Annotated in this window: 7 protein-coding genes and 1 pseudogene; 6 read left to right on the forward strand and 2 right to left on the reverse strand. The window is 60.6% G+C overall.

The window, feature by feature from the left end; translation table 11 throughout:
* Both P7F28_RS00380 and P7F28_RS00385 read left to right on the forward strand, forming a co-directional pair.
* A pseudogene (locus P7F28_RS00380) lies at positions 1 to 413 on the forward strand (MFS transporter); the annotation flags it as partial.
* Positions 414 to 599: 186 nt separating this feature from the next.
* A complete protein-coding gene (locus P7F28_RS00385) occupies positions 600 to 1205 on the forward strand; it encodes a glycosyltransferase family A protein (RefSeq protein ID WP_277182307.1) in 606 nt (201 codons plus the stop codon).
* A 12-nt stretch (positions 1206 to 1217) separates the two neighbouring features.
* On the opposite strand, the gene P7F28_RS00390 is transcribed toward P7F28_RS00385, so the two are convergent.
* Entirely contained in the window at positions 1218 to 2156 is a 939-nt protein-coding gene (locus P7F28_RS00390; RefSeq protein ID WP_277182308.1) for a LysR family transcriptional regulator, read from the reverse strand.
* A 67-nt stretch (positions 2157 to 2223) separates the two neighbouring features.
* Between P7F28_RS00390 and P7F28_RS00395 the strand changes: the two genes are divergently transcribed.
* The 3 genes from P7F28_RS00395 to poxB all read left to right on the forward strand — a co-directional run bounded on the left by P7F28_RS00395 (position 2224) and on the right by poxB (position 6522).
* Positions 2224 to 3300, forward strand: a complete 1077-nt coding sequence (locus tag P7F28_RS00395) for an Ldh family oxidoreductase (RefSeq protein ID WP_277182310.1) — start codon at positions 2224 to 2226, stop codon at positions 3298 to 3300.
* Positions 3301 to 3331: 31 nt separating this feature from the next.
* Positions 3332 to 4651 carry an MFS transporter gene (locus P7F28_RS00400; RefSeq protein ID WP_277182311.1) on the forward strand — a complete coding sequence of 440 codons (1320 nt, stop codon included), beginning with the start codon at positions 3332 to 3334 and terminating at the stop codon, positions 4649 to 4651.
* 149 nt (positions 4652 to 4800) lie between these two features.
* Complete coding sequence (gene poxB / locus P7F28_RS00405; RefSeq protein WP_277182312.1) at positions 4801 to 6522, forward strand: ubiquinone-dependent pyruvate dehydrogenase; 1722 nt, start codon at positions 4801 to 4803, stop codon at positions 6520 to 6522.
* A gap of 5 nt (positions 6523 to 6527) precedes the next feature.
* Here poxB and P7F28_RS00410 read toward each other — a convergent pair whose 3' ends face one another.
* Entirely contained in the window at positions 6528 to 7031 is a 504-nt protein-coding gene (locus P7F28_RS00410; protein WP_277182314.1) for an SRPBCC domain-containing protein, read from the reverse strand.
* Between the two features lie 113 nt (positions 7032 to 7144).
* On the opposite strand from P7F28_RS00410, the gene P7F28_RS00415 reads away from it, so the two are divergent.
* On the forward strand, positions 7145 to 7923 hold a 779-nt coding region (locus P7F28_RS00415), incomplete at its 3' end, for an alpha/beta fold hydrolase (protein WP_277182315.1).

Here is a 7923-nt window from a genome sequence, read left to right on the forward strand (position 1 = left end):
AACGCCGCTGGCATGTGGCGATTGCGCTGATGGTGGCGGCGGGTGGCATCGCGGCGTCGGCGGGATTGGATAGTCCGGTGCTCAAGATGCTCGCGCTGTCGATAGCGGGCTTCGGTATCTTCGGCTGTCTGCCGGTGATCTGGACCTTGCCTGCATCGTTTTTGTCGGGCGCGGCTGCGGCGGGCGGTATCGCGGCGATCAACTCGCTTGGCAATCTGGCTGGTTTCTTCGGCCCGTACGCGATGGGCTGGATCAAGGACAGCACGGGCAGTTTCGGTGCCGGATTGTTGTGCCTGTCGGGTGCGGGCATGATCGGCGTCGCTGCCGTCCTGTTGCTGCATCACGATACGGCGCTTGAGACGATTTCCGGCGCGCACGATCTCGACGATGCGCAACCGCAGGCAGCGCGTTAGACCTGATTGCTGCTTGTTGGCTTATGGTTTATTGCATTGCGAATGCCGCGTTTGAAAATGAACGCGGCATTTTTTTGATCGGCTCGGATCATTAGAAGCACAATGTAATAAACCGAGTTTCGTTGGAAGCCATTGCGGTGAGCGCTGCTATGATGCGCGTGCAATTTCCGCACGAGTGGCTTCGACATGAACAAGATCGATATCGTCTGTGTCACATACCGACACGGCCCAAAACTGGAAGTATTCCTAAACTGTTTGATGGCGCAGACATCGCTGAATTTCTGCGTCACCGTCATCCACGACGGACCCGACGAAAAGTTCGATGAAGTCGCCCGACGTTACGGAGCGCTTTATCCCGATCTCATGCGTTTCGTGTGCACCGCTGAGCGCCATAACGACTACGGACATACGCTGCGCGACGTGGGTATCGGTATGGCGGAGCACGACTGGTTGCTGCTGACCAACGGCGACAATTACTACTGTCCCGTGTTTATCGAAACCATGCTGAAGGCGACTGCGTCAGGCGATTGCGAGCTTGTTGTGTGCGACATGCTTCATAGCCACACGCATCCCGGCGGGCGTGCGCAGGCGCCATATCGCTACTTCGAAACGCAACCTGTGCGTCGTTCGATCGACATCGGCTGCTTCATCGTCAAAACCGAGATTGCCAAGCGCACCGGTTTTCGCGACAAGACTTTTGACGGCGATGCGACCTACGTCGAAGATCTGCTGGCGACAGGCGGAATCACACATTGGCGGAAGATCGAACAAGCACTGCTCGTCCACAACTGAATTCCGCTTCCATCACGCGAGCCACGACGGATCCGCAAGCGCTCGCGTCACATGTTCCACGGCGGTTGCGCACGCAGGATTATCCGTCTGCGTGCGCCATGCGAGCAGCAATTCCGCGTAGACATCGTCCATTGTCGTGACTTCGATAAAGGCGACATCGGGAAATCGCACGCGCTGAGCGGATTGCGGCACGAGCGCCACGCCCAGGCCCGCACCGACCAGCGCGAGAATCGAATGCGTCTGCGTAACGTGCTGCGTTTCCGCGACCAACACGCCTTTTGCATGCAAGACGCCCGTGATCAGTCGATGCAAGTACACGCCTTCCACGGGCGGAAACGTGATGAAGCTCTCACCGGCAAGATCCTGCAAGATGATGCTCTCGCGTCCCGCCAGCCGATGCGCAATCGGCACGACCGCGCACAGCGGCTCTCGGAACACGCGCATCGACGCCACACCCGGATGGATGATCGGCGGGCGCGACAATCCCATATCGATTTGTTCGTCGCGTAATGCATGCAATTGCTGCGACGACGTCATTTCACGCAGCGTCAGCGAAACCTCCGGCATCTCGCGTCGCAGCAAGGTCACGAAGCGCGGCAAAAACACATAGCTCGATGCCGCCGTGAACGCGATCGTCAACGAGCCGGAATCGCCCGCCGCGATACGCCGCGCATCGAGCACCGCGTCGCCGGTCTGCGCGACGATGCGCCGTGCCGAACGCGCGAACGCCGCGCCCGCTGGCGTGAGCTTGATGGCGCGTGCGCTGCGGTCGAACAGCGCCGCGCCGACTGCATGTTCGAGCGCCTGAATCTGCCGCGTGAGCGGCGGCTGCGTCATGTTCAGACGCTCGGCGGCGCGCCGGTAATTCATCTCTTCGACGACGGCGATAAAGCAGCGGAGTTGAGCGAGCGTAACCATCGATGCAGGAAAGGTATCAACTGATACGGCCATAAGGCTATCGGGTATCAGTCGGCGGCGCTACCTTATTTCGAATGCAATCCTCAATTCGACGCCGCTCATGAACCTCAACGACCTTCCCGCCACGATTCACCGCCCGCACGACCAACTCGCCACGTTCGCCGCCCGACTTTTCGCGGCAGCGGGACTGGACGATGAAAAAGCCGCCTGCGTGGCCGACCTGCTCATCCTTACCGATCTGATGGGCCGCCCGACGCACGGTCTCGCGCAATGCGGCGCGTACCTCGACGAACTGGCCAAGGGCGGAATGCGGGCCACGGGCGTGCCCGAAACCATCCGCGACACGGGCGGCACGCTCGTATGGGACGGCGATTATCTGCCGGGCCTGTGGCTGATGCAGCGCGCGCTGTCGATCGGCTTCGAGCGTGTGCAAGAGCACGGCGTGTTCACCTTCGCGATGCGTCGCAGCCATCACATCGGCTGTCTCGCGGCGCTCGCCAAGCAGGCGACCGATCGCGGTCTGTACGCGATGATCGCGTCCTCGGGTCCGCATACGAAAGCCGTCGCGCCGTTTGGCGGCAAGGAGGGCTTGTTCAGCCCGAATCCGTTTGCCTTCGCCTTTCCGACCTCGCATTTTCCCGTGCTGATCGACACATGCGCCTCGCTGACGACCGTCTCCATGACGCGGCAGAAAGCGGCGGCGGGTGAATCGTTCGATCAGCCCTGGTTGCTCGACGCGCAGGGCCGTCCTACGCGCGATCCACGCGTGCTCGAAGGTACGGATGAGCGCGGCACGCTGATGCTGCTCGGGGGCGAAGAAGCCGGCCACAAGGGTTTCGGGCTTGCGTTGATGGTCGAGGCGCTCACGCAAGGTCTCGCAGGCTACGGCCGTCGCGATGCGCCCACGCGATGGGGCGCGAGCGTCTATCTGCAATTGATCGATCCGACGGCATTCGCGGGTGCCGAAGCGTCCATCGCGCAGATGGATTTTTTCGTGCAGCAGTGCCATGCGAATGCGCCGATCGATCCCTCCAGACCTGTGCGTCTGCCGGGTGAACAGGCGTCGCGCAATATCGAAAAGTACCGGCGCGAGGGTGTTCCCGTTTCAGTGAAGACGGTGGCGCAGCTGCGCGCATGGGCCGATCGCTTGAAGGTGGACGACGGCGCGATTGCATAACAAAAACATTCGAAAATCAGGAGACAGCAATATGGATAACGAAGCAATCGCCAATCCGGCGGACGGCAGTTATGCCCATGCGCAGCGTCGCACGAACGCGCGATGGGCGATGCTGGCGCTGGTCTTTATCGGCACCATCATCAATTATCTGGATCGCACCAACATGTCGGTGGTCGCGCCGCAGATCGCAAAGGAATTCGCGGTGACGCCGGTGATGATGGGCGTGCTGTTTTCCGCGTTTTCATGGGCGTTCGCGCTCGCGACATTGCCGGGCGGCTATTTTCTCGATCGATTCGGCACGCGCGTCACGTATGGCGTATGTCTGGCGGGCTGGTCGTTGCTGACGTGCCTGCAGACGTTCGCGGGTGGCTTTGCATCATTGTTCGGCTTGCGCTTCGGCGTCGGCGCGGCCGAAGCGCCTGCGTTTCCCGCTAATAACAAGCTTGTCACCGCGTGGTTTCCTCAGCGCGAACGGGGCGTCGCGGGCAGCATGTGCTCGATGGGCGTGTACATCGGCACGGCGTTTCTTACTCCCGTCGAGTTCTATGTGGCGTCCGAATGGGGCTGGCGCGGCGTGTTTATCTCATCGGGGCTGCTGGGTCTGGCGTGGGCAATCGTCTGGTTTATTGCGTACAAGGAACCGTCGCAGAGCCGTCTGGTGAATCGCGCGGAGATGGATTACATCCGCGAGGGCGGCGGCGTTGTCGGCACGGCGGCGAGCACGGACGGGTTTCGCTGGGATCACCTCTGGAAGCTGCTGCGCTTTCGCCAGATTTGGGGCGTGTGTATCGGCAAATTGGCGGCGACTACCACGCTGTATTTCTTTTTGACGTGGTTCCCCACTTATCTGATGCAGGCGCGTGGCATGAGCATGCTGCATGCGGGCGCGGCTGCCGTGGGTCCGTACCTGTCCGCGGCTGTCGGCGTGATGTTCGGCGGTTGGTGGGGCGACTGGATGATTCGTCGCGGGGTAAGCGTCTCGAAGGCCCGCAAGATTCCGATGGTGCTCGGCCTGCTGTTGACCGGCACGATCGTGCTCGCCAACTTCACGACCTCGAACGCGATCGTCGTCGGCATTTTGTGTGTTGCATTCTTTGCGCAGGGGATGTCGTCGACGACGTGGGTGGTCGTCTCCGAAATCGCGCCGCGCGATCTGGTTGGCATGACGGGCAGCATCGCCAGCTTCGCGAGCAATCTGGCGGGCATCATTACGCCGATTACCATCGGCTTTATCGTGCAGAAGACGGGTTCGTTCGAATGGGCGCTCGGCTTCTGCGCGATCGTCGCGATGATCGGCGTGCTCGCTTACACCGTGGTGCTGGGCAAGATCGAGCGCTTGCACGTGGAATGACGTTGTACTGGTTGCAATATCACTGAAAGCCGTGCTCGGGTGAGCACGGTTTCAGCAAGCCCAAACTGTCCCGACGTACACTGCCAAGCTGTGTTGCTGAGCGCACTCTACGCGTGTGCAAAGCAGACTCTGTCTTTCGAGGAGCCGCCATGGCAAAAAGCACGATTGCAGATTATCTGGCCCGCACGCTTTCCGTCGCGGGCGTGAAGCGTATCTGGGGCGTGACCGGCGATAGCCTGAATGGGCTTGCGTTCAGTCTCAAGCGCGAAGGCTCGATCGCCTGGATGCACACGCGGCATGAAGAAGCGGCGGCCTTTGCCGCAGGTGCTGATGCCGCTTCCACCGGCAAGCTCGCCGTCTGCGCGGGCAGTTGCGGTCCGGGCAATCTTCACCTCATCAATGGCCTGTACGACTGCCAGCGTAATCAGCAGCCCGTGCTCGCCATCGCCGCGCATATTCCATCGACCGAAATCGGTCTCGAATACTTTCAGGAAACGCATCCGCAGGCGTTGTTCAGAGAGTGCAGCCACTTCGTCGAGCTGGTGTCGAACGCATCGCAGTTTCCGCGTGTGCTGGAGCGTGCGATGCGTACGGCAATCGAGCAGCGCGGCGTCGCGGTGATCGTGTTGCCCGGTGATGTCGCATTGTCCGGCGGGCCGGATATCGAACCTACGTTTACCGAAGTAATGCCACCCGCCATCGTGCCTGCCGATGCGCCAATCGAAAAACTCGCAGGAATCCTGAACGGTTGCGAGGCCGTGACCATCATGTGCGGCAGCGGCGTGGCGGGTGCGCGCGACGAAGTGATCCAATTGGCCGATACGCTCGGCGCGCCCATCGTGCACGCGCTGCGCGGCAAACAATTCATTGAATACGATAATCCGTTCGATGTCGGCATGACCGGCTTTATCGGCTTCAGTTCGGGCTATCACGCGATGATGTCGTGCGATACCTTGCTTCTGCTCGGCTGCGATTTTCCGTATCGACCGTTCTATCCGCCGCACGCGAAAGTGGTGCAGATCGACTGGCGCGGCTCGCAGTTGGGCCGGCGCGCGCCGCTGGAGCTGGGTATCGTCGGGACGATCAAGGAGACCGTGGCCGCGCTTTTGCCGAAGCTCACGCGCAAGACCGACCGGCGCTTTCTCGACAATGCGCTGAAGCACTACGCCACCGCGCGCAAGGACCTCGATCATCTTGCCGCGCCGTCCGCACCCGGCCGCGCGATCCATCCGCAGTATTTAGCGAAACTAATCGACGAGATTGCCGATGAAGACGCGATCATCACGACCGATGTCGGCACGCCCACGGTCTGGGCGGCGCGCTATCTGACCATGAACGGCAAGCGCCAACTGCATGGCTCGTTCAATCATGGTTCGATGGCGAACGCCATGCCGCAAGCGCTGGGCGCGCAAGGTGCGCATCCAAAGCGTCAGGTCATTTCGATGTCCGGCGACGGCGGACTCGCCATGCTGCTCGGCGATATCCTCACGACAAAGCAGCATGATTTGCCGATCAAGATCGTCGTGTTTAACAACAGCCTGTTGGGTTTCGTCTCGATGGAACTCAAGGCGGCAGGCTATATGGATACCAATGTCGATCTCAGCAAGACGGACTTTGCGCAGATTGCGAAGGGCGCGGGTATCTGGTCGGTGCGTGTAGAGGAATCCGAACAATTGGAATCGGCCTTGCGTGAGGCATTCGCGCATCCGGGACCCGCGCTTGTCGATGTAGTCACCGACAAGCACGAGTTATCCATGCCGCCCACGATCGAGCTATCGCAAGCGAAGGGTTTTACGCTTTATATGCTGCGCGCGATCCTGAACGGCAAGGGCGATGAAATCGTGGAGCTGGCGCGGACCAACTTGCGCTGAGAATTCTAAACACGCTTCAAATAAGCGGCCAATTGCTCGAACGTACCACCAAAGCCTTGTTCGAGCGATGGCCGCAACGCATCGAAAAAGCTCAGTTCGACGGGCGTTGCACCGAACGGCGTGGCGCGCAGTGAGAGGCGCGTTTTGCCGTCTTCTTCGGTGAAGGTCACGGTATTTTCGATTTCCATCGGACACGCGTCGTTGAACGGCGCACGTGCAATGCCGCCATGTTCGTTCGCAAACGAATTGAGCCACGCGATGCGCTCGCCCTCGACGATCTCACGATACATAAAGCGTCCCCACATCGACGGCAGACCGGCGAACGTCATCGCATAGTGGAAGAAGCCGCCCGGCCTGAATTCGAAGCGATGCGACGTCACCGTGCAGCCTTGCGGACCCCACCAGCGGGCGAGGGCATCGGCCTGGCTCCATGCGGCCCATACGCGTTCGCGGGGCGCGTCCAATAAGCGGTCTAATTCGAACACGATGGGCGATTCACTCTGCTGCATTTGTCTTTCCTCTCAACATTAAAGCCTCACGCGAACGGATATTCGCCGTGAGGTGGCAAACAAGAAAACGCGTACTGCTTTACGCTCGTAGCCTATCAGCAGAAGGAGTCATCATGCCGGATTACTTTGCAGGCGCATTGCCGCTCGATAAGGTTTTCGAATTCGAAGGACAAGCGGTGCGGCATGGCGCGATAGGTCACGGCGCGCCGCTCGTGATGGTGCATGGGACGCCGTTTTCATCGCAGGTCTGGCGGCGTATTGCGCCGATTGCGGCGCGTTTCAGGCGCGTGTATTACTTCGATTTGCTCGGCTACGGCGCGTCGGAGAAGCGCGAAGGGCAGGAGGTCTCGCTTGGCGTGCAGAATCGCCTGATGGCGGCGTTGATCGCGCATTGGGGCATTGATCGGCCCGATGTCGTCGCGCATGACTTTGGCGGCGCAACCTCGCTGCGGGCGGCATTGATCGATGGCTGCGCGTATCGCTCGTTGCTTTTGATCGATTCCGTCGCGGTCGCGCCGTGGGGTTCGCCCTTTGTGCGCCACGTGCGTCAGCATGAAGCTGCGTTCGCGGGCGTGCCGCCTTACATGCATCAGGCCATGCTCGATGCCTATCTTCAGGGCGCGGCGCATCGTCCACTTTCAAAGGAGATCTTGCGCATCTATACCGATCCCTGGACCGGTGATATCGGCCAGGCGGCGTTCTATCGTCAGATTGCGCAGATGGATCAGCGCTACACGGACGAGGTGCAGTCGCGCTATGGCGAACTGACGTGTCCGGTATCTATTCTGTGGGGCGAAGAGGACGGGTGGATTCCGGTCGAGCGCGGGGAAGAATTGGCGTCCCTGATTCCGCACGCACGATTCACGCGTGTCGCCGGCGCGGGTCATTTGAT

The sequence above is a fragment of the Caballeronia sp. BR00000012568055 genome (assembly GCF_029439455.1).
Classification (GTDB): Bacteria; Pseudomonadota; Gammaproteobacteria; order Burkholderiales; family Burkholderiaceae; genus Caballeronia.